This is a genomic window from Kingella oralis (assembly GCF_014054985.1).
GTDB classification, from domain to species: Bacteria; Pseudomonadota; Gammaproteobacteria; order Burkholderiales; family Neisseriaceae; genus Kingella_B; species Kingella_B oralis.
On record NZ_CP059569.1, the window covers coordinates 1,331,130 to 1,352,788 of the forward strand.

A 21,659-nucleotide genomic window follows, 5' to 3' on the forward strand; every position below is an offset into this window, starting at 1 on the left:
AATCGTGCCCACTTTCAGGCTGCCTTAAACGCTGAGGCAGCCTGAAAACGTTTTGACTACCACAAGGAAGCCCCATGTCATCCCCATCCAACTGGACATCCAAAATCGGTTTCATTCTCGCCGCCGCAGGTTCTGCCATCGGTTTAGGCGCAATCTGGAAATTCCCCTACACCGCAGGCACCAACGGCGGCGCGGTGTTTTTTCTGATTTTTCTGTTGTTTACCCTGCTCGTGGGCTTGCCCGTGCTGTTGTCCGAATTTTTTATCGGGCGCAAAACGGGCAAAAACCCTGTGAACGCGCTTAAAGAAATCGCGCCGCATCCCGCTTGGGCGTGGATTGGGCGCATGGGCATGGCGGCGTGTTTCGTGCTGCTGTCGTTTTACAGCGTGGTGGGCGGCTGGGTGTTTGCCTACGTTTGGCACGCCATCAGCGGCGCGATTACGCCCACCACCGATTTTGCCGCGCTGTTTGGCAGCACCATCAGCAATCCCGCGATGGTTTTGGGGTTTCAGGCTGCCTTTATGCTGGTAACCATTTGGGTGGTGCAAAACGGCGTATCATCTGGCATTGAACGCGCCAATAAATACCTGATGCCCTTGTTATTTATCATGTTTTTGGTGTTAGCCGTGCGCTCGCTCACGCTGCCCAACGCGATGGTGGGCGTGAAATTTTTGCTGCAACCCGATTTCAGCGCAGTAACCCCCGCCACATGGCTCACCGCGCTGGGGCAAGCGTTTTTCGCGCTCAGCCTAGGCGTGTCCACCATGATGACTTACGCTTCGTATTTGGATAACAAGCAAGACCTGTTCCGCTCGGCAAACAGCATTATGTGGTTGAATATGCTGGTTTCTTTGCTGGCGGGCTTGGTGATTTTCCCCGCCGTGTTCGCGCTGGGCTTCAAGCCCGATGCCGGCCCCAGCTTGATTTTTATCGTGCTGCCCGCCGTGTTCCAAAAAATGCCGTTTGGCACGCTGCTGTTTGCCGTGTTTATGGTGCTGGTGGCGTTTGCCACGCTCACATCCGCATTTTCCATGCTGGAAACCGCCATCGCTTATTTTGTGCAAAAGCAGCCGCATTGCCGCCGCCGCATTTCGTGGATGGCGGGCGTGGCGATTTTTATCATGGGCATCCCTTCCGCGCTGTCGTTTGGCGCGCTAGCGGAGTTTAAAATCATCGGCAAAACGGTGTTTGATTTGTGGGATTACTTGATTACGTCGTGGATTATGCCGCTCAGCTCGCTGGCGGTGTGTGTGCTGGTGGGCTGGGTGTTGAAACGCGATGGCGTGTTGCAACACATGATGCTCGGCAGCGATTTTTCGCCCGTTATCGCCCGCATTTGGCGCACCGCCGTGCGCTATGTTGCGCCGATTGCGATTTTGCTGGTGTTTGCGAATACGTTGGGGTGGATTTAAGTTTCAGGCTGCCTTGGGCGATTAAGGCAGCCTGAAATTTATGGTTAAACAGAACAATCGTAGGGTGTGCAGCTTTGCTGCGCACGCCGTTTAAGGCAGCCTGAAACTCAATCCACTCAACAAAAATACCCAACACTCCCTACCCGTTCCATATTTTCAGGCTGCCTTAACAGCCTAAGGCAGCCTGAAAAATAAAACCGTTTAGCGTTCTGCTAAACAGTTTTTTAATGGATAGATTGGGTTTCAGGCTGCTTAATCCCATCATATTTGGTTGATGCTACTACCATCTCCCCTACGTCCAGCCGAACGAAGCATCCTTTTTTCGGGAAAAAGCGTGCGCTTGTTCGACGACGCACGAAGTGCGGCTAGTTCGCACGCGCCGAAAAAAGGATGCGGAGTAAGGGAAGTTTGGCGTAGCCAAACCTGCACGTCGGGGTCGCCTTTCTTTTGCTTCCTTTTCTTTGGCGAAGCAAAGAAAAGTAAGTGCCCCGCTGGCATGAAGCGCATGGTTAAGACTACGCAAATACCAACCACAAAGCACCAACCAAACTTTCAGGCTGCCTAACCGCGAGCACAAATGCTTGGGCAGCCTGAAACGCCAATCCGCGCCCCCTACGGCTTGCTTGCAAGCCGTGCACTGGCTGGAATAAAAAGGCAGCCTAAAACACATCCCAACCCATTTTCAGGCTGCCCACCCCAAAAGCAGCCTGAAACCTTTGCACCCCCCTTCACAAAACATTACAATCCCCCATCCCACCATCTTGCAAACACCCCATCCCGCCGTGCAACAAACCGCCTTCGATTTCAACGACCCCGCCTATCCCCGCTTTGACAAACTACTCGGCACCGCCAACGCCGAGCTTATCTACATCCTGCAACAAGAGCACGACCAATTCCTCTACATCTGGGGCGAGCAAGGCTCAGGCAAAAGCCACATCCTGCAAGCATGGGTGGGGCAAGCCCTGCAAAACTGGCAAACCGCCGTATACATCGACGCAGGCACCACCCCGCTCACCGACAGCGCCGTGCAAGCCGATTTCGTCGCCATCGACCAAATAGAAAAACTCAACGATGCCGAGCAAGCCACCCTGTTCTACATCTTCAACCACTTTCGCAACAGCAAACACGGGCATCTGCTGCTTTCCGCCGACACCCCGCCCAGCAAACTCCACCTGCGCGAAGATTTGCGTACCCGCATGGCATACTGCCTCGCCTATGAAGTCAAATCGCTCAGCCGCGAAGAAAAAATTACCGCGCTCACCAACATGGCAAAAACCCGCCAGCTCAACATCGACCCCGGCATCTACCAATACCTGCTAGACCATTGGCGGCAAGATCTCGGCAGCCTAATCACCATGTTCAACGACCTTGCCAATTATTCCATCAGCCAAGGCAAGCCCATCACCCTACCCCTGCTGCGCCGCCTGCTCAAACAACAGAAAACCCGCCCATGAAAAACCTCGCCATCTTTGACCTCGACCACACCCTAATCCACACCGACAGCGACAACGCCTTCCCCAAATTCCTGATTGAACAAGGCTTGCTGGATGCCGACTACGCCGCCGCGCAAAACGAAAAATTCTATCAAGACTATCTTTCAGGCTGCCTGAATGTTGCCGATTTCGTCCGCTTTCAAATCAGCCCCATCGCCCATCTCACCCCCGCCCAGCGCAACGAATTGCACCAACAATTCCAAGCGCAATACATCGCCCCCCATGCCAGCCAAGCCGCCAAAGACCTCGTAAACCGACACCACCGCGCAGGCGACGAACTGCTGGTTATCTCGTCCACCAACGAATACATCATCGCCCCCATCTGCCAACAAATCTTCGGCATTGATAACATCATCGGCACGCAGCTAGAAACCGATGCCAACGGCTTGTTTACAGGCAACATCGTTGGCACGCCCAGCCTGCAAGAAGGCAAAATCACACGGCTCAACCAATGGCTCGCCGCGCGGGGCGAAACCCTTGCCAGCTACGGCAAAACCTATTTTTACAGCGATTCGCAAAACGACTTGCCGCTGCTGAACCTTGTGGACGAACCCGTTGCCGTTAATCCCGACGCAACCTTGCTGGCACACGCCCAAGCGCACGGGTGGGCGGTATTGCGGTTTGATGAGGCAGCCTGAAAACCCGCGCTGTGCGAAAACCGGCGCCATTCTGAAAAAGCAAAACCGTTTGGTGGCCTGCCAAACGGTTTCTTGCCGGATGATTGAGTTTTCAGGCTGCCTTCCCCCGCATAGGCAGCCTGAAAACAAAAAAAGGCAGCTCAAAAAGAGCTGCCACAAATACCTCAATCAGAGATTTTACGCTTCACAAACAATGCAGGCTCTCGCCTGCCCCTGCCATGCTGCCCGAAAGGAGAGAAAAAGCAGCACAGCAAAGCGATTTAGCACACAGTTTCGCTTGCACGAAACCCCGCACCGAATAGGTTGAATATTTCTCGTCTGTTATTTTTGTAATTCAATGTAAGCCGAATTCTATTCCTGCTTACAAATCTTGACAAGCCAAAATAGCAAGCAGCCATTTAATTTTAAAAATTAATGGATTTAAAACAAAAAACGCCAATAATCAGCAAATTTCAAAATCAATTTCTAAAACTTTTATTCCAATCGCTGCGCCACGCAACAGCGCAGCCACAAAAAAATTGCCCCACGTTTTTCAACGGGGGCACAAAAGGAACACAAACCACTACCAAATGGACTACACAGCAGCAAAGTTTGTGAACAATTTCTGTTGCCGTGTAGCTGGTGAAACGAATAGTACGCTTTTTCGTTTTTTTATGCAAATGATAGTTATTATTATTTTGTAAAATAAATACAATCTTTTGATTTTAAAAGAAACTAATTTTGGGAAATTTTAAAACAAACAAGAATAAAAAATCTAAAAACAGCGAATTGGGCATTTTCAATACCCAGGCAAAGCCTTGGCGAAACTTCGGCGGCAGCCTGAAAATCATCCCTGCCCATTGTTTTGGCTTCGCTGAAACTCGCGTTGCTCGTTTTAACTTTGTTGAAGCCTTCGGCTTTCAGGCTGCCTCATTGCCGCTATTTGTAAACCCATTTGTAAAAATGCGATAATGAGCCTTTCTTTTTACGACAACGAAAGCAACCCCATGACGGCTCAAATCATCAACGGCAAAGAAGTTTCCGAGCAATGCTTGCAACGCGTCCGCGAGCAAGTGCAGCAACGCCAGACCGAGGGCAAACGCGCCCCAGGTTTGGCGGTTATTTTGGTGGGCGAAAATCCTGCCAGCGCGGTTTATGTTCGCAATAAGCAACGCGCCTGCGACAAGGTGGGCTTTCAATCGTTTTCGCATATTTTGCCCGAGCACACCAGCGAAGCGGAACTGCTGGCGTTGATTGACACGTTGAACGCGCAAGATGATGTGGATGGGATTTTGGTGCAGCTGCCTTTGCCGCCGCATATCAACAGCCAAGAGGTTTTGGAGCGCATTCATCCCGATAAGGATGTGGACGGTTTTCATCCTTACAACGTGGGGCGGTTGCTGCAACGGATGCCCACGCTGCGCCCGTGCACGCCCAAGGGGGTGATTACGCTGCTCAATGCGTATCAAATTCCGGTGAAAGGCAAAAAGGTTACGATTGTGGGCGCGTCGAATATTGTGGGGCGGCCGATGGCGTTGGAGATTATGCTGGCGGGCGGCACGCCTACGGTTTGCCACCGTTTTACGGAAAATTTGGCGCTGGAAGTGGCAACGGCGGATATTTTGATTGTGGCGGTGGGCAAGCCGAATTTTATTAAAGGCGCGTGGATTAAGCCGAATGCGACGGTGATTGACGTGGGCATCAATCGTTTGGACGATGGCTCGCTATGCGGCGATGTGGAATTTGCGGCGGCGAAAGAACGCGCGTTTGCGATTACGCCTGTACCCGGTGGGGTGGGCCCGATGACGATTGCGAGTTTGTTGGAGAATACGTTGCAGGCGGCGCAAACGCATGAGGCAGCCTGAAAACAAGATTAAAACGGGGCAAGCGCGTTTGGCGCAGCCCAAATAAAAAACGGCACAGGATGAATTCTGTGCCGTTTTGGGTTTTCAGGCTGCCTATTTTTTCTTTTTCACAAGGGTGATTTTGCCATTGACCATTTTGAGCGTGCCCGTGGCGGATGAGGCGGGCGCGGCTTGGTTTTGGGCTTGGCGCGGTTTGCCCGTTTTCACTTCGCTGGAGCCTTCGGTTTTAGCTTCGCTGAAACCCGCGTTGCTCGTTTTCAGGCTGCCTTTGCCTTTGCGCGATTGCTTTTGTTGGGCGGGTTCAATCTTTTCAACGGGTGCGTCAGCGGCTGAGGTGGCAACGGACGCGGCGGCTTTTTTGCCTTTTTTACGCGATTGGGGTTTCGCGGCGGCGGCTTTTTCACCGGCGGCAGGGTTGGCATTGCTATGCGCTGCTTTCAGGCTGCCTGAATCCTTTGCTGTGGCTTGCTTTTTGCCTTTGCGCGATGGGCTTGGCTTGGCGGGTTGTTTGGCTTGGTTTGCCTTCGCATCCGCTGTTTTTGCTTGGTTCGTTTTGGCTTCGCTGAAACCCGCCTCGCTTGTTTTCGCTTCGTTGGCGCCTTCGGTTTTAGCTTCGCTGAAACTCGCGTTGCTCGTTTTCAGGCTGCCTTTGGCTTTGCGTGATTTCTTGCCCGCGCTGCCTTCAATAGGTGCAGCCGCAGTTTCCGCCGCTTTCTTGCCGCGTGCCTTTTTCAGGCTGCCGCTATCGTTCGCCGCTTGTTTTTTCGCTTTGCGCGATGAGCGCGATTCGCCGCCCGACACCAGCACTAAATCAATCTTGCTGGTGTCCAAATCGGCGCGGGCCACTTTGATGACTACGCGGTCGCCCATTTTAAACTGCACGCCGCTGCGCTCGCCTATCATCGACAGCGTTTCGGGGTGGTAGTTGAAATAATCCTCGCCTAAATCACTCACGTGCACCATGCCTTCGATGTGGATGTCGTCCAGCGTAACAAAAATGCCGAAGTTTGCCATGCCGCTGATTTTGCCTGCGAAGACTTCGCCCACTTTGTCGCGCATATAGTAGGTTTTGAGCCAGTTTTCCACGTCGCGGCTGGCATCGTCGGCGCGGCGTTCGCAATGCGACGAATGCGCACCGAGTGCTTGCCAGTCGGCTTGGTATTGTGTGCCCGCCAACACGGCTTTGATGGCGCGGTGCACCAGCAAATCGGGATAGCGGCGGATGGGCGAGGTGAAATGGGTGTAGTGCTCATACGCCAGCCCAAAATGCCCTGCGTTGTGCGGCTCGTATTGGGCTTGCTGCATGGAGCGCAGCAGCATGGTTTGCAGCAATTCGCGGTCGTCGCGCTCGGCGATTTGGTCGGCAAGGGCGGCATAATCTTTGGGCGTGGGGTTATCGCCGCCGCCCAGTTTCAAGCCCAGCAAGCCCAGTTGTTCGCGCAGCGCGGCTAGTTTTTCGGGCGTAGGACCAGCATGATTGCGATAGAGGGCGGGATGCTTGTTTTTTAACAGAAAATCCGCCGCGCACACGTTCGCCGCCAGCATACATTCTTCAATCAATTTATGCGCATCGTTGCGCACCACGGGGATGATGCGGTCAATTTTGCCGTTGTCGTTGAACAGCATTTGCGTTTCGCTGGTTTCAAATTCCATCGCGCCGCGTGCATGGCGTTTTTTCTGCAATATTTTGAATAATTTGTATAAAGTGTTGAGCTGCTCGCTGTATGGATTTTGCGTTTTTTGGCTAATCCATTCCCACACTTGGTTATAGGTAAGCCTGCCGTGCGATTTCATCACGGCGGGGTAGAAGCGATACGATTTGATGTTGCCCGCAAACGTGATTTCAATGTCGCACACCATGCACAGCCGCTCCACATCGGGGTTGAGCGAGCAGATGCCGTTGGACAGGTTTTCAGGCAGCATCGGGATGACGCGGCGCGGGAAATACACGCTGGTGGCGCGTTCTTGCGCGTCTTGGTCTATGGCATCGTCGGGCTTCACATAATGGCTCACATCGGCGATGGCAACGACAAGGCGATAGTTGCGTCCGATTTTTTCGGCGAAAACTGCGTCGTCAAAATCGCGCGAGGTTTCGCCGTCTATGGTTACTAGCGGCAAATCGCGCAAATCCACGCGGTTTTTGCGATCGCTGGCGCGCACTTTTTCGGGGATTTTTGCGGCGGCTTTCAGGCAGCCTGCGCTGAATTCGTGCGGCAATTTGTGTTTGCGCAGCGCGATTTCAATTTCCATGCCGCTGTCGGCATAATCGCCCAACACTTCGGTGATGCGGGCAACGGCGGGGCGGTGGTTTTCGGGATAGGCGGTGATTTCCGCCACCACCACCTGCCCTTCGCCGGGGGCAAATTGCGCCACGCTGTCGGGCTCCAAAATCACGTTTTGCGTGAGGCGTTTGTCTTCGGGGTCTAGCACGGCGATGCCGCGTTCCAAGTAAAACCGCCCCACGATAGACGTTTGGGCGCGTTCGATGATGTCTAAAATCTGCCCTTCGCGCCGCCCGCGTCGGTCTAGTCCCAAGGGGCGCACGGTTACGATGTCGCCGTTCATCACACCGCGCGTTTGCCGTTCATACAGCACCAAATCGCCCTCGCCCGTGGGGATGAGCGGCACGGCGAAACCGAAGCCGTCTTTGTGCATTTCCACGCGACATTTGACGATTTCCAATTTTTCGGCGGCGCACACAAGATTGCGGCGGTTAATCAGAATTTGCCCGTCGCGCGCCATGGCTTTGAGGCGGCGTTCAAAAAATTCGTATTCGCTATCGGCAATGGATAACTGCTTGGCGAGGCTGGGTATTTTTTGCGGCACGCCTGTGGTTTCTAAAAGCTGGATTATCCATTCGCGGCTGGGCAAGGGGTGGGGGTATTTTTGTTGTTCACGCGCCAGATAGGGGTCTTGGGCGCGCAGGCTGGTGTTTTTGCTTTTGGTTGTTTTGCTTGTTTTACTTGTTTTGTTTTTGGTTTTTGCCATTTCGGTGTAAATCCTTGTTGTGATTATGGGTTTTTGTCAGATGTGTACTTTAACGGAAAATGGGATGCGGGGGAAGTTTCAGGCTGCCTGAATAGGGGAATTGGGGGCGGAGTGTGGTTTTTGCGGGATGAGGCAGCCTGAAAACTAGACATAGTGTGTTTTCGGCTTGCCGATGTTGCAGCCTGTGCCGTTTTATGCGCCGTTTGGCGACAAGCCGCCGCCGCTCCATATTTGGGTTTTAGCTTCGCAACTCCGCTTCGCTACGCAGGCTGCCTATGCGCGATAAGGCAGCCTGCGTAGCGAAGCTAAAACGCCGGTTTGCGGCTAAAACGTGGCGCACACAATCACGCCGCCCATGCCTGCTTGCGGCGACAGGTGGAAAATCTGCCAGTTTTCACCGCTGTGGATGTAATACGACAGATTGGGAAAATCGGCGGCGATGCGCGGGGGCAGCGAGGTGAGGTCGTATTCGTATAAATCAAACAAAATGTTGTGCGGATAAAAGCCGTTAAGCGAAAAATCCACCACGCCGGTGAACTCGCAGTCTTCGTGTTCGTCAAAGCTCAAAATCAGTTTGTCTTCGTGCGGGATATGGCGGATGGCGGTGAGGCGGGCGTTGGCGTAGCGTCGGGTGGCGGTCATGTTAGGCGGTTAGGCGTGTGAACGAAAGGCGGCATTGTAGCCTGAAACTTTTGCGCGCGGCAGTTTTTCGCCCTACAATCGGTGCGTTTTTGGTTTTGCAAACAGGATGAAATGGCTAAAAAAATACTGGTTTTGTCGCCGTCGTGGATTGGCGATTGCGTGATGACGCAGCCGATGTTGCGCCGCTTGCGCGAATTGCATCCCGATTGCGTGATTGATGTGTTTGCACCCAAGTGGTCGCAAGCGGTGTATCGGCGCATGGACGAGGTGAACGAGATTTTGGACAACCCGTTCGGGCACGGCGCGTTGCAACTGCGCGAGCGTTGGCGCGTGGGGCGGATGCTGGGCAAGCGCGATTACGACCAAGTCATCGCCACCGCAGGCAGCCTGAAAATGGGTTTTTTGGCGTTTGCCACGGGCATCAGACAGCGCACGGGCTATGTGGGCGAGCAGCGTTATGGGCTGCTGAACGACATCCGCAAGCTGGATAAGGCGGCGTTGCCGCTGATGGTGGACCGGTACACCGCGCTGGCGCATCCATCGCAGGCGGCGTTTGACGGGCATTCTTCGCAGCCCAGTTTTACCATTAGCGCGGCAAGCCAAGCGGCGGCGTTGGCAGCGCATGGGCTGGATTTGGACAAGCCTGTGATTGCGTTTTGCCACGGCGCGGAATACGGCGTGGCGAAGCGTTGGCTGCCGCGCCATTTTGCCGCCACGGCGCAGCATTACGCGCAACGCGGTTATCAGATTTGGCTGTTTGGCTCTCACAAAGATTTTGACTTGGGCGAGGAGATTAACCGGCTTTCAGGCTGCCTATGCACCAATTTATGCGGCAAAACGAGCTTGGACGAGGCGATTGATTTGCTCGCCTGCGCCGACACCGTGTTTTGCAACGACAGCGGCTTGATGCACCTTGCGGCGGCGGTGGGCTGCAAATTGGTGGCGATTTACGGCTCGTCCAGCCCCGAGCACACGCCGCCGTTGAGCGACAAAGCCAAGATTGCCACGCTCAATTTGGCTTGCAGCCCGTGTTTCAAGCGCGAATGCCCGCTGGGGCATTTTGATTGCATGACGAAACTGCTGCCGGAGAAGGTGATTGCGATTGCTCAGGAGTAGGTTTCAGGCTGCCTGACGGTTTAAGAGCAGCCTGAAAACGAGCAAGGCAAATTTCAACAAAGCGAAAACCATGTTTCAATCAAAAGGCAGCCTGAAAGCGGGTTTTACGAGCTTCTGCGAAGCTAAAACGCCATTTCTACGCTTTCAGACTGCCTATTTTTATTCAGATACTACTGCTTACTGCTGCGGTTGAACCAGCTTAATCAAGCCGTCGCCCAAATAACCGCCTTGCTCAAAGCCGGGCAGCACAAAGAAATAGCCGCCGCCAAACGGCTTGATGTACTCTTCCAGCGGCTCGCCGTTAAGCAGACTTTGCACAAAAATAAAGCCGTCTGCCAAATTCGCCTGATACATGGTCAAAATCAAGCCCACATCCAGCTGCTTGGCGCTGGACAAGCCCAGCGAGTAGTTGTAGGGGCGGCGGTAAAGCTGGTGTCGTTTTAAAAACTCGGGGTCGCGCGGGTTGGCAAGGCGCATATGGCTGTCTTTGGGTATGCGTTTGCCGTCTGGGTCGCTGGCGTAGTCGGGGGCATCGTGTTCGTGTTTTTTGCCCAGCGGTGCGGCGGAATATTTGGCGCGCCCGAAGATGTCTTGCTGTTCTTGCAACGGCGTTCTGTCCCAAAATTCAACCATTTGGCGGATGATACGGATGGCTTGGTAGGTGCCGTTTTTCGTCCATGCGGGTTCGTCTTGGCTGTTTTCGGTGATGCCTGTCCACAGCATAGTATCGGCGACTTTGGGGTCGCGGATATTGGGGTTGCCTGTGCCGTCGCGGAAGCCAAATAGGTTGCGGGCGGCGGCATCGGGGGCTTCGGTTTTGGGTGCCCAGCCGTCGATGGACCAGCGGATGGTGGCGACGTGGCTGGTGTTTTTGATGATGTCGCGCAGCGCGTTTTGGCAGGTTTCGGGGCTGAACGCGCTGATTTGCAGGCTGATGTCGCCGTCGCACCAATCGGCAACCAATTTGTCGTTGGGAAAATCGCGCATTTCTTCCAAGCGCAGCGGTTTGTGTTTTGCCAAGCCAAAACGGTTGTCAAACAAGCTCACACCCACGCCAACGGTAATCGTTAAACCGTCGGGCGGCACTTGTTTGCCCAAAATGCCGCTGCTGGGCGGGGGCAGTTTGTCGTCAATATCGGCGATTTCGCCGCCTTGAGTGAGAAACTCTATGCGGGCGGTAAGCGTGCGGAAGAAGTTTTCCAGCTCTTTGGGCGTTTTGGCGAGCACGTCAAAGGCGCAGAGCGTGCCGAAGGGCTGTTCTTTATCGGGGGTAACGATGCCTGCTTGGTGCGCGCCGTGGCAGGGAATGCTGGTGTTGGAGTGTCCGCTGCCGCCGCAAGCGTCGTTAGCCGCGGGGGTTGTGGCGGGGGTTGATGCACTGCCGGCGGAATTGGCGGCTTGCTGTTGGCAGGCGACCAGGCTGCCTGCGGCAAAGGTTGCACCCACAGCGGCGGCGGTTTTAAACAGGGCGCGTTTGCTGGGGGATTGGAGTTGTTCGCTCATGGTGGGTTTCCTTTATTGCTTTTGGGGTTGGCTTTGGTAGAAGCTCGTTTGCTGGTTTTCAGGCTGCCTTTAATGTGTTGCGATGCTGAAAACGCGGGCGCGAATAGCGGGGCAGCCTGAAAATGGTATTCGCGTTTCTACGGCTTGCTGGCAAGCCGTGCGCCGGATAGCGACTGACAGCATTTTTTTCAAATGTGAAAAGGCAGCCTGAAAAGCGATTGTGGGCTTTTCAGGCTGCCTCTATCGGCTTATTTCAAGCCCAATGTGCCGCGCAGTTGCGCTAGGTCTTCTGCCAGTGCGTTGATGGGCACTTGCAGCGCGTTGCGGTCTTCTTTGGTGAGTTTTTCGTAATCAGCGTAGCTGCCGTCTGCGTTTTTGTATTTCGCCAAAATGTCGTTGACGGTTTTGAAGTTCGCGTCCACTTTATCCAGCAAGGCTTTGTTTTTCTCGGCGATTTGTGGGCGGAACAGCTCTACGATTTTTTGTGAGCCGTCCACGTTGGCTTGGAAGTCGCTCAAATCGGTGTGGCTGTAACGGTCTTCTTCGCCTGTGATTTTGCTGCTGGCCACTTCTTCAATCAGGGCTGCTGCGCCGCCAACCACTTTTCCGGGTGGGAAGGAAAGCGCGTCAATTTCGGCCTGCAGTTTTTTCACGTCTTCCAACAGTTTATCGGCGGTGGCTTGCACGTCTTTCACGTCTTTTTGCACCCACAGCGCGTGTTCAATGCGGTGGAAGCCGGTAAAGGCGGAATCTTTCGCGCCCATTTTGAAGTCGTCTTCGCGCGCATCGATGGCGGGGTCCAGCTCGTTAAACAATTCGGCAATCGGCTCTACGCGCTCGTAGTGAACGCGGGTGGCGGCAAATTGCGATTTAGCTTTTTCAATGTCGCCCGCTTTCACTGCGGCTACGAACGCTTCGGTTTTGGCTACGAGTTCTTTGGCTTCGCCTTGAACGTATTTTTTGTAATCGCCCAAAGGTTGCGCCAATTTTTCCAACGCCGCTTCATCGGTGGTGTCTTTAAAGCCGCTGTCGGTTACAACCAGTTTGCCGCGCGGGTTGGTGAGCAGGCCGCAAGTCATTTCGTATTCGCCGGGCAACAGGGTAACGGTCATTTTGTCAGACAGCGATGGCGCGATGTTTTCGCGTTCGTCCACCACCATCACGCCTTTTAGGATTTCCCATTCCAGCTTGCGGGTGCTGTCGTTTTTGATTTGGAACACGGTTTGACCGCTGGGCACGGTGATTTGCATTGGTTCGCAAGCGTGGTCGTTCACAGCAACGGAAATGCTGCCATCGGCATTGCGAGGGGTTTCGCCAGCGGGCGCAGAAGCAGCAGCTTGGGAAGCCGCGCCAGGCGCAGGCTCGGATTTTTTGCTTTCGGGCGGTTGGCAAGCGGTCAAAGCAACCAAGGCAGCCAAAGTTACAACGGATAAATATTTTGCTTTCATAAAACATTCCTTTAAGAAAATAAAACAAACAAAGGTTTCAGGCTGCCTTTTGCTGCCTGAAAAACAAGTACAACACAGTAATCAAATACGCAAAGTACAAGACCAAATCGCTCACAACAGGGTGGTCGGTGTAGCCGAAAAAGCCGCCCATCAACACGCCCATCACGCTGTCGTTGTGCAAAATATGCGAGCTGTCAAACACAATAGTTTGCCCGATATTCCACACACCCGCTTCATGCAGCGCACGGAATGCGCCCGCCAGCAATCCTGCGGCGACAAAAATCAGCAGCACGCCCGTCCATTGGAAAAACTTGCCCAAGTTGATTTTCACGCCGCCTTTGTAAATCAAATAACCAATCACAGCCGCCGCCACCAAGCCCAACACCGCGCCAAGCGGCATTTCGGCGGTGGGCGCTTGGTTAAACACCGCAATCAGGAAAAACACGCTTTCCAAGCCTTCGCGGGCAACCGCCAAAAACGCCATGCCCACCAACGCCCAGCCATGCCCGTTGCCGCGCTGCAATGCGCTGCTCACCGATTGCTGCAAAGACTGTTTCAGGCTGCGTGAAGCTTTTTTCATCCACAGCACCATGTAAGTGAGCATCGCAACGGCAAACAAGCCCAGCGCACCCACCACAAATTCCTGTTGTTTTTGCGGGATTTCGCCTGTTTTATTGTGAATCCACAAGCCCAACCCCAAACACATCAGCGCGGCGGCAACCACGCCAATCCACACTTTGGGCATCATGTGCGAATAGCCGGACTGCTTTAAAAAGCCCGCCACGATGCCCACGATTAATGCCGCTTCAATTCCTTCGCGCAGCATAATCAAAAACGCTACTAACATTTCTTTTCCTATTCTTACAAAAATAGCAAAGCGCGGATTATACGAAGATTAAATAGCAAATACAAATCGTTATTACTATCTCCAAAAAGACACGACCCAACACAACATACCGCTTTGTTTTGCATCAGTATATTTTTTGAGCCGCCATTTTTATTTCAGCGCAAGATACAAACGCGCCACGTTTTCCGCCGCCGATTGCAAATTCGCCCCGCCCTGCTGCAAGATGGCTTCCAAGCTATCCAATTGGCGGACGATGGGGAAAACCGCGTCAATGCCGCAATCGTAAACAGCCGCATAATCGGCGCGCAGGCAGCCCACCAAGGCAATCACGGGCTTGCCAAACTGTTTTGCCACACGCGCCACGCCAACAGGCGTTTTGCCGTGCACACTTTGCGCGTCCATGCGCCCCTCACCCGTAATCACCCAATCGGCATCGCGGATTTGGTCGGCCAGTTGCACATAATCAATCACAATTTGCACGCCCGATTTTAGCTCGGCACGCGGCAGCAGCAACACGCCGCCGCCCATGCCGCCTGCCGCGCCTGTGCCCGCGCCGCTGGCGATGTCTTTGCTTGCATCGCGCTGGATGATTTGGGCAAAGTGCGCCAGATTGGCATCCAGCGTTGGTACCATAGCGGGCGTTGCACCTTTTTGCGGCGCAAACACCGCCGCCGCGCCTTTTTCGCCACACAGCGGATTGTTCACATCGCAAGCCACTTCCAGCGCAACCTGCTGCAACCGCGCATCCAAGCGGGAAAAATCGGCGCGGGCTAATTGGGCGAGGCTGCCGCCGCCGTAGCCGATGGCTGCGCCGTGTTCATCCAGCAAATCCGCGCCCAGCGCTTGCAGCATCCCCGCGCCGCCATCGTTGGTTGCGCTGCCGCCGATGCCGAGCAGGATTTTTTCCACGCCGTGGTTTAACGCCGCCAAAATCAATTCGCCTGTGCCATAGCTGGTGGTGATGAGCGGATTACGCTCGCTGGGCGGCACCAGATGCAAGCCCGAAGCGGCTGCCATTTCAATAATCGCGGTTTTGCCGTCGCCCGAAATGCCATATTGCGCGGCAACGCGGTTGCCCAGCGGCGCGGTTACTTCGGCGGTGTGCAACGTGCCATCGGTGGCATCAATCAGCGATTGCACCGTGCCTTCGCCGCCATCCGCCATCGGGATTTTCACGCATTCGGCGTGCGGCAACACGGCTTTTAAGCCCGCTTCAATCGCCTCGGCGACTTCCAGCGCGGTGAGGCTTTCTTTGAAGGAATCGGGCGCGATGATGATTTTCATGGGGGGTGTCCTTGTTGGTTTTGGGAAAAGCGCACGGCTTGCGAGCAAGCCGTAGGGGCGCGGGGTGGTGTTTTAGCTTCGCAACTCCGCTTCGCTACGCAGGCTGCCTTATGTTGCGCTCGCGTTTGGGCGGGGCGGGGGGTAGGCAGCTTGAAAAAGGATTTTGGGCATGTAGGGTGGGCGACTGGTTGCCCATCCTACGCGCTTGTTACAAACAGCCCTAGCCACACGCCCTACATCAACTGGTGGTATCCTAAAAAATATGCTGGCTTGATTGCTGTTAATAAACAAGCCGTATGAATTAGAAATTCTGAAATCTGTTCCTTCCCCCGCTGGCGGGGGAACGACAGTGCAGCATACTTTTTGGAACACTCTACAACAGTTTAGAGCGCGAAACGGTATTTTCAGGCTGCCTCAATGTTTTCGCTTGCGTTTGAGGCAGCCTGAAAAACGATTGCTGCTCTTTTGCCAAGCTGTGCCATTGTTCAGCGTGTTAGTTGGCGACGAGCCGTTGCCGCTCCATTGTGTTTCAGGCTGCCTTATCTTGCGTCTGCATTTGGGCAAGCAAGTTAGAGTGTAGTTTGTCATGCACCGTTTAGCCATGCTGAATAAATGGTACGTGGCACAGCCACACACCCTACGCCAACTTGGCGTGCAAAGCGGCGTTTTCAGGCTGCCTCAATACTTGCGCTGCTTTGAGGCAGCCTGAAAAATGGTTTTGCGCCCTACGGCTAAACGCGGACACAATGGTTATGCAGCCTGAAAACTGTCCCCGCGCCATTACGGCTTGCTGGCAAGCCGTGCACCGGCTAAACATAGCTGAGGCAGCCTGAAAATGGGCGATACCGTTTTAACTTCGTTGAAGCCTTCGGCTTTCAGGCTGCCTCTGTGTCTACGCATTAGGGCAGCCTGAAAACGCTTAGCCAAACCAGCGAAACACGCCAAAAATCAGCGTAGAAACCACGGTCATAATCAAGCCAATCGCGGTTTCGTATGGGATGACTTTCAGCCGCTCCTTAATCGCCATGCCCACGCTGCCGCCTGTGGCGTGGAAGAACGAACCGTGCGGCATGTGGTCAAACACGGTTGCGCCCGCGTGTATCATCGCTGCGCCCGCCAAGCTGCTGATGCCCAAATCCAGCAGCGTGCCGCTGAACACCTTGGAGGCAACGGCGGTGCCTGCGGTGGTGGAGGCGGTTGCCAGCGACATCAGGCTGCCTGAAACGGGTGCGAGCAGATAAGCGGGCAAGCCCAAGGCGGTGAGCGAATCAATCAACACGTCTTTCAAACCCGAATTGCCAATAATCCCCGCCAGCGCGCCCGTGCCCAGCAGCATAATCGCCACGCCCGACATTTTGCCCAAGCCGCTCACGGCGTAATCGTTGATTTTGCTAAACCGCCCCATGATGATTGCGCCCACCAAGCCGCCCACGGGCAAGGCAATCAGCGGGTCAATTTTAATATCGGCAATCGGGCGCAACGCCAGTAACACAATAGCCACCACGGGCGCAGCAATCGCCGCGATAAAAGAGGGATAGTGCCCATCGGGCGTATGCGCGGCGACTTCTTCGGGGGCGACGGCGGTGCCTGTTTTGGTTAAGCGTTTGGCGAGAAAATAGGTGAGCGCCAGCCCAAAGATGGCGGGAATAATGCCCGCCACCATCACCGAAGTGAGCGGGATTTTGAAGGTGTCGGAAGCGGCGATGGCGTTGGGGTTGGGCGACATCAGATTGCCCGCTTTGCCGCCGCCTACCATCGCCACCAAAATCGCCATTTTGGACAAATCCACCCGCTGCGCCAAAGCCAGCGCAATCGGCGACACGGTAATCACGGCAACGTCAATAAACACACCCACCGCCGTTAAAATCAGCGTGGCAACGGCTAATGCCAGCAAGGCGCGGGTTTCGCCCAGCTTTTTCACAATGGTTTCGGCAATCACGGTGGCCGCGCCTGATTCAATCAACACGCCTGCCAACACGCCTGCCGCCAAAATTCGCATCACGGCGGTGGTGATGCCTTTGGCGCCGTCGATCATCAGCGTAACGGTTTGCACCAAATCCGCACCGCCCACCAAGCCGCCGACCAGCGCGCCCACCATCATGCCGTAAACAGGCGGCACTTTTCGCAAAATCAAACCAATCGCCACCACCAATGCCACGATTGCGCCCAATGCGCTTACAGAAACATCCATTTATTTTCTCCTTAGTCTGTATGTAGTGAGATGTAGTCGCGTATGTTAAGGATGTGTAAGCGTGTGTGTCAAATGCTTTACAAAAAAAGGATGACTAAAATATTTAGTCATCCTGATTTTGCTGTAAACAGCGCGGCAAAGCGTGGTTTTAGCCATTATTCAATCGTGTATTGAATCGTTACCACCAGCCGCACTTTTTTCTCTATGGTGCTGGTGCTGTAACTGCCGCCGTAGCTGTCGTCGCCGTCTTCATCGGTTACGCCTGCGGCTTTGATGTCAAACGAGCCTTGCGAGGCGGAAGTCATCGCGCCTACGCGGGCATTGCCTGTTTTGGCGAACTCATCGGCACGCACTTTCGCGTCTTGCGTAGCTTTGGCGATTAAATCGCGCTTGATGGTTTCCAAATTGTCCAAAAAGTATTTGGGCTCGCCAAAGGTGATGTTTTCATTTTCGGCGCGCAAGCCTTGGATGGCGGACAGGGCTTTTTGCAGCGCGGCGAGGTCTTTGGTGGTTACGGTGATGTAGCGCGTGGCATCGTAGCCGTTTTTGCGCGTGCGCTCGCGTCCGTTGTCATCGTAATAGCTTTCGCTGTGGCCGGATACGTCCACTTCCCCCAGCTGCAAGGCATCATCGGGGAACCCTTGCTTTTTCAAAAAGCCTTGGAGCACGGCAAGGTTTTTCTTGTTGGCTTTAAGCGCGGCGGCATAATCCTGCCCCCATGCTTCCACGCCCACGCGCCATGTGCCGAGTGTGGCGTTGTGTTGCGCTTCGGCTAACCCTTTCACGGTAATCGTGCCGGGTTGGCGCAGGTTTTTGAATTGCGCCCCCAGCAGCCCTGCGCCTGATGGGATGCCCGCGGCGAGAATAATGGCGGGGAGAATTTTGTTGTCGCTCATCGTGCTATCCTTTCACAAAAAAAACACACAAAAAACAATCAATACGCCGCTATTATGCGCTTTTCAGGCTGCCTCTATCAACCACTCTGCGGCTTTAGCTAACCGCTGCGGCACATCATCAAAATGCCCGCCTGCATTGATTTCCAGCGTGGTGGGGCAGGCGTATTGCTGCCAACAGGCGAACACGGCTTCGGTGGCGGTTTGCACGGCGGCCATACGCGGGTTGCGGCTTTGCGCTTCTTTGTCGCCCAGCGAAAAATACACGGCTTGCGGCAGCGCGGCGGGCGTGTGCGCGGCGGCGAAATCGCCCCAGCCGTCAAACCAGAGGCTACCTGAAACGCTGGCGATGCGTTGGAAATAACCGCTGCGGTAGGCGGCATAGAGCGCGAACAGCCCCGCCAGCGAGTAGCCGAGCAAGCCGCGCCATTGCGGCTGCAATCCCAGTTCGCGCTCGGCTTCGGGCAGGATTTGTTCGGTTAATTGGCGCAGGGTTTCGTCTGCGCCGCCGCCAAAATCTGCGCCTTTGGCAAACAGCTTGGGCGCGCGCCACGGGGTGAAGGCGTGTTCCCAGTGGGCTTCGGGCAGGGCAAGTAGTGCGATGTAGTCGGGCAGCAGGGCAGCGAGCGCGTCGGCTTCGGCGGGGCTGTCGGAGAACACCAGCAGCGTGGGGGCATCGGGGCGGTGGCGGGCGGGGAGGTAGGCGGTGAGTTCGCGGTTTTGCAGGGTGAGGGTGTGTTTGGTCATGGCGGGCTATCGGTTGAAATAGAAAAGGCAGCCTGAAAACGGCTTGGGGTTATTGGGGCTTTTTGAACACGTTAACAGCAATCAAAAGCATCACAATAAACCACAGCAGCAGCGATGTGGGTAATTCGCCCGTGCGTTGCCACGCTAAAATCAGGCTCAACAGCGGCGGAAAAATGGCAACGGCAAATGCTGCCTGTTTCCAGCGTTTCAAATGGCGGGCTTGCCGAGCGCGTTGCGCGCGTTCTTGTTGCTGCGCGGCTTGGAGAACAGGGGCGGAGTCGTGAGTTGGATGGGGCATTGGAAATTCCTAAAAAGGCAGCCTGAAAACGTGTTGCGCCGTTGATTGGGGCTTGGTTGAAACCGTTTTATCCGTTTCAGGCTGCCTATGTTGAACGGGCATCAGCAGCCATGCCTGACGCTTAACTGAACTTTCGCAATTTTAATCTGCATTCAAATATGTTAAAAGCTGCTTAACCCATGCCCACCAACTTCGCCATGTTCACCGACACCCACACCCACCTCACCCACCCCGCCCTGTTTTTTAGGCTGCCTCAAATCATCGCCCAAGCCCGCGCCGCGCAGGTTAGCCAGTTTATCGTGCCAACCGCCGAACATGCCGATTGGGCGCACGCACTCGCGCTGCTGGGGCAGCCTGAAATCCGCGCCATCGCGCTGGGCATCCACCCGTGGCACGCCGAGCAAGCCAGCGATAGCGTGTTGCACGAATTGGCGCAGCATTTGGCGCAACAGCCTGCGCTGCTGGTGGGCGAAATCGGCTTGGATTTTTACGACAAAACCGAGCCGCCCGCACGCCGCGCCGCGCAAATCCAAGCCTTCCAAGCCCAGCTTGCGCTTGCCCAGCAATATCGCCGCCCGATTATTCTGCACAATCTGCGCGCCACCGCCGCCATCGTCCAAGCCATCCAGTCGGCAAAATTCACGCAAGGCGGCATCGCCCACGCCTTTTCAGGCAGCTTGGAAGAAGCGCAGCTGCTCATCAGGCACGGTTTCAAAATCGGCATCGGCTCGCTGCTGCTCAACCCGCGCGCCAAAAAAGCCCGCATTGCCGCGCAGCAGTTGCCGTTGGACACTTTGTTATTGGAAACCGACAGCCCGTTTGGGCAGCCTGAAAAGCAAAACACGCCTGCCAACGTGTTGCGCGTTGCCCAAATCGTTGCCGAATTGCGTGGCATGACGCTGGATGAACTGGCGGGCGCGTGTGAACAGAATTTGGTGGGGCTGTTGGAGCGATAGGCAGCCTGAAACACAAAATGGAGCGGCGACGGCTCGTCGCCAAAGAGCATGTTTAATGTGTAACAGCTTTACGGGTTGGCACCATGTCGACGAGCCGCCGACGCTCCATTGATTACAGCTCTTACAAAGACGGCAGCCTGAAATAATAGGCAGCCTGAAAATTAAGCGCAGCCACGCCATCCTTGCAAAACTTAACACGCCGCGCCTACAATCCCCACCATTTCCCCACCCCAAAAAGGAACGCCCACCATGCCCGTTTACAATTTTTCATCAGGCCCCGCCACCCTGCCCGAAAGCGTATTGCGCACCGCCCAGCAAGAAATGCTGGACTACAACGGCACAGGCATATCCGTGATGACGATGTCGCACCGCTCCGATGCCTTTCTCAGCATCCTGCACCACGCCGAGCAAGACCTGCGCAGCCTGATGAACATTCCCAGCAACTACAAAATCCTGTTTTTGCAAGGTGGCGCATTGGCGCAGTTCACCCAAGTCGCCCTCAACCTCGCGCAAAACCATCAGCGCGTAGATGCCGTGATTACAGGCAACTGGTCGCGCATCGCCGCCGAGCAAATGGGCAAACTCTCGCCGTATCTCAATGTGCACATCGCCGCGCACGGAGGCGAACAGTTCAACTACACCAACCTGCCCGCGCCCGAAACGTGGGACATCAGCCGCGAATCCGCCTTTGTGCATTATGTCATCAACGAAACTGCCAACGGCGTGCAATACCACCCCGTTCCCAAGCTCGGCAGCGACGCGCCGCCCGTGGTGTGCGACTTTTCCTCCGAAATCCTGTCGCGCCCGATTAACGTGTCCGACTTCGGCGTGATTTACGCCGGCGCGCAAAAAAACATCGGCATGGCGGGCGCAACCGTGGTCATCATCCGCGAAGACCTGCTACAACGCTGCACCGACCGCATCCCCAACGTGTGGAACTACCAAGTCCACCTAGACCGCAACGGCATGTACAACACCCCCTGCACCTACGCCATCTACATCGCAGGGCTCGTATTCCGCTGGCTGCAAACCCAAGGCGGCGTGGCAAAAATCGCCGCCCTCAACGAACGCAAAGCCGCCCTGCTCTACCAAACCATAGACCAAAGCGGCGGCTTCTACCGCAACCCCATCGCCCCCGCCGCCCGCTCGCGCATGAACGTGATTTTCAGCACGGGCAACCCCGAGCTAGACGCGCGTTTCATCCAAGAAGCCGCGCTCAACGGCATGCAATCGCTTGCAGGCTACAAAACCCTAGGCGGCATGCGCGCCAGCATCTACAACGCCATGCCCCTCGCAGGCGTGGAAACGCTGGCGAGCTTTATGCGCGAGTTTCAGCGCAAGAACGGGTGAGGGTGATTT

General features: G+C 55.0%; 20 protein-coding genes. 8 read left to right on the plus strand and 12 right to left on the minus strand.

Translation table 11 applies throughout. The features are described from left to right. Positions 1 to 74: 74 nt before the first annotated feature. The 5 genes from H3L93_RS07240 (at position 75) to folD (ending at position 5,387) form a co-directional block, all read left to right on the plus strand. The gene (locus H3L93_RS07240) at positions 75 to 1,412 is read left to right on the plus strand and encodes a sodium-dependent transporter (RefSeq protein WP_003794746.1); all 1,338 of its coding nucleotides are present in this window, start codon (positions 75 to 77) and stop codon (positions 1,410 to 1,412) included. Between the two features lie 782 nt (positions 1,413 to 2,194). After that, positions 2,195 to 2,866 carry a DnaA regulatory inactivator Hda gene (hda, locus tag H3L93_RS07245; RefSeq protein WP_003794735.1) on the plus strand — a complete coding sequence of 224 codons (672 nt, stop codon included), beginning with the start codon at positions 2,195 to 2,197 and terminating at the stop codon, positions 2,864 to 2,866. After that, positions 2,863 to 3,543 carry an HAD family hydrolase gene (locus H3L93_RS07250; RefSeq protein ID WP_003794733.1) on the plus strand — a complete coding sequence of 227 codons (681 nt, stop codon included), beginning with the start codon at positions 2,863 to 2,865 and terminating at the stop codon, positions 3,541 to 3,543. The genes hda and H3L93_RS07250 overlap by 4 nt, the downstream gene beginning before the upstream one ends. A 720-nt stretch (positions 3,544 to 4,263) precedes the next feature. Then, on the plus strand, positions 4,264 to 4,494 hold the full coding sequence (locus H3L93_RS07255) for a hypothetical protein (RefSeq protein ID WP_003794726.1): 231 nt from the start codon (positions 4,264 to 4,266) through the stop codon (positions 4,492 to 4,494). A gap of 35 nt (positions 4,495 to 4,529) precedes the next feature. Continuing rightward, positions 4,530 to 5,387 (plus strand): bifunctional methylenetetrahydrofolate dehydrogenase/methenyltetrahydrofolate cyclohydrolase FolD, encoded by an 858-nt coding sequence (gene folD / locus H3L93_RS07260; protein WP_040558374.1) that lies wholly within the window; start codon positions 4,530 to 4,532, stop codon positions 5,385 to 5,387. A 93-nt stretch (positions 5,388 to 5,480) separates the two neighbouring features. Here the strand turns inward: folD and rnr are convergent, their stop codons facing one another. Together rnr and H3L93_RS07270 are read right to left on the minus strand one after the other, a co-directional pair. Next, on the minus strand, positions 5,481 to 8,375 hold the full coding sequence (gene rnr, locus H3L93_RS07265; RefSeq protein ID WP_003794720.1) for a ribonuclease R: 2,895 nt from the start codon (positions 8,373 to 8,375) through the stop codon (positions 5,481 to 5,483). Positions 8,376 to 8,699: 324 nt separating this feature from the next. After that, entirely contained in the window at positions 8,700 to 9,017 is a 318-nt protein-coding gene (locus H3L93_RS07270) for a hypothetical protein (RefSeq protein WP_003794715.1), read from the minus strand. A 111-nt stretch (positions 9,018 to 9,128) separates the two neighbouring features. Between H3L93_RS07270 and waaF the strand changes: the two genes are divergently transcribed. Further along, complete coding sequence (gene waaF / locus H3L93_RS07275; protein ID WP_003794713.1) at positions 9,129 to 10,133, plus strand: lipopolysaccharide heptosyltransferase II; 1,005 nt, start codon at positions 9,129 to 9,131, stop codon at positions 10,131 to 10,133. Between the two features lie 177 nt (positions 10,134 to 10,310). Here the strand turns inward: waaF and efeB are convergent, their stop codons facing one another. The 10 genes from efeB to H3L93_RS07325 all read right to left on the minus strand — a co-directional run bounded on the left by efeB (position 10,311) and on the right by H3L93_RS07325 (position 19,344). After that, positions 10,311 to 11,636, minus strand: coding sequence for an iron uptake transporter deferrochelatase/peroxidase subunit (efeB, locus tag H3L93_RS07280; protein ID WP_003794709.1), 1,326 nt, complete (start codon positions 11,634 to 11,636; stop codon positions 10,311 to 10,313). Between the two features lie 248 nt (positions 11,637 to 11,884). Next, complete coding sequence (efeO, locus tag H3L93_RS07285; protein WP_003794707.1) at positions 11,885 to 13,084, minus strand: iron uptake system protein EfeO; 1,200 nt, start codon at positions 13,082 to 13,084, stop codon at positions 11,885 to 11,887. Positions 13,085 to 13,121: 37 nt separating this feature from the next. After that, positions 13,122 to 13,931: an iron uptake transporter permease EfeU gene (gene efeU, locus H3L93_RS07290; RefSeq protein ID WP_003794705.1), complete on the minus strand. Its 810-nt coding sequence runs from the start codon at positions 13,929 to 13,931 to the stop codon at positions 13,122 to 13,124. A gap of 150 nt (positions 13,932 to 14,081) precedes the next feature. Then, the gene (locus H3L93_RS07295) at positions 14,082 to 15,215 is read right to left on the minus strand and encodes a glycerate kinase family protein (RefSeq protein ID WP_003794704.1); all 1,134 of its coding nucleotides are present in this window, start codon (positions 15,213 to 15,215) and stop codon (positions 14,082 to 14,084) included. 414 nt (positions 15,216 to 15,629) lie between these two features. Next, entirely contained in the window at positions 15,630 to 15,803 is a 174-nt protein-coding gene (locus H3L93_RS07300) for a hypothetical protein (protein WP_155802998.1), read from the minus strand. A gap of 49 nt (positions 15,804 to 15,852) precedes the next feature. Further along, complete coding sequence (locus H3L93_RS07305; protein WP_003794700.1) at positions 15,853 to 15,996, minus strand: hypothetical protein; 144 nt, start codon at positions 15,994 to 15,996, stop codon at positions 15,853 to 15,855. Between the two features lie 138 nt (positions 15,997 to 16,134). Further along, on the minus strand, positions 16,135 to 17,406 hold the full coding sequence (locus H3L93_RS07310) for a GntP family permease (protein ID WP_003794696.1): 1,272 nt from the start codon (positions 17,404 to 17,406) through the stop codon (positions 16,135 to 16,137). A gap of 155 nt (positions 17,407 to 17,561) precedes the next feature. Next, positions 17,562 to 18,302 carry an SIMPL domain-containing protein gene (locus H3L93_RS07315; RefSeq protein WP_003794693.1) on the minus strand — a complete coding sequence of 247 codons (741 nt, stop codon included), beginning with the start codon at positions 18,300 to 18,302 and terminating at the stop codon, positions 17,562 to 17,564. Positions 18,303 to 18,365: 63 nt separating this feature from the next. Continuing rightward, complete coding sequence (locus H3L93_RS07320; RefSeq protein ID WP_003794691.1) at positions 18,366 to 19,046, minus strand: alpha/beta hydrolase; 681 nt, start codon at positions 19,044 to 19,046, stop codon at positions 18,366 to 18,368. A 49-nt stretch (positions 19,047 to 19,095) separates the two neighbouring features. Continuing rightward, positions 19,096 to 19,344, minus strand: coding sequence for a hypothetical protein (locus H3L93_RS07325; RefSeq protein ID WP_003794689.1), 249 nt, complete (start codon positions 19,342 to 19,344; stop codon positions 19,096 to 19,098). Positions 19,345 to 19,523: 179 nt separating this feature from the next. Between H3L93_RS07325 and H3L93_RS07330 the strand changes: the two genes are divergently transcribed. After that, the gene (locus H3L93_RS07330; protein ID WP_003794688.1) at positions 19,524 to 20,300 is read left to right on the plus strand and encodes a TatD family hydrolase; all 777 of its coding nucleotides are present in this window, start codon (positions 19,524 to 19,526) and stop codon (positions 20,298 to 20,300) included. Positions 20,301 to 20,549: 249 nt separating this feature from the next. Beyond that, positions 20,550 to 21,650: a phosphoserine transaminase gene (gene serC / locus H3L93_RS07335; RefSeq protein ID WP_003794686.1), complete on the plus strand. Its 1,101-nt coding sequence runs from the start codon at positions 20,550 to 20,552 to the stop codon at positions 21,648 to 21,650. Positions 21,651 to 21,659 lie beyond the last annotated feature (9 nt).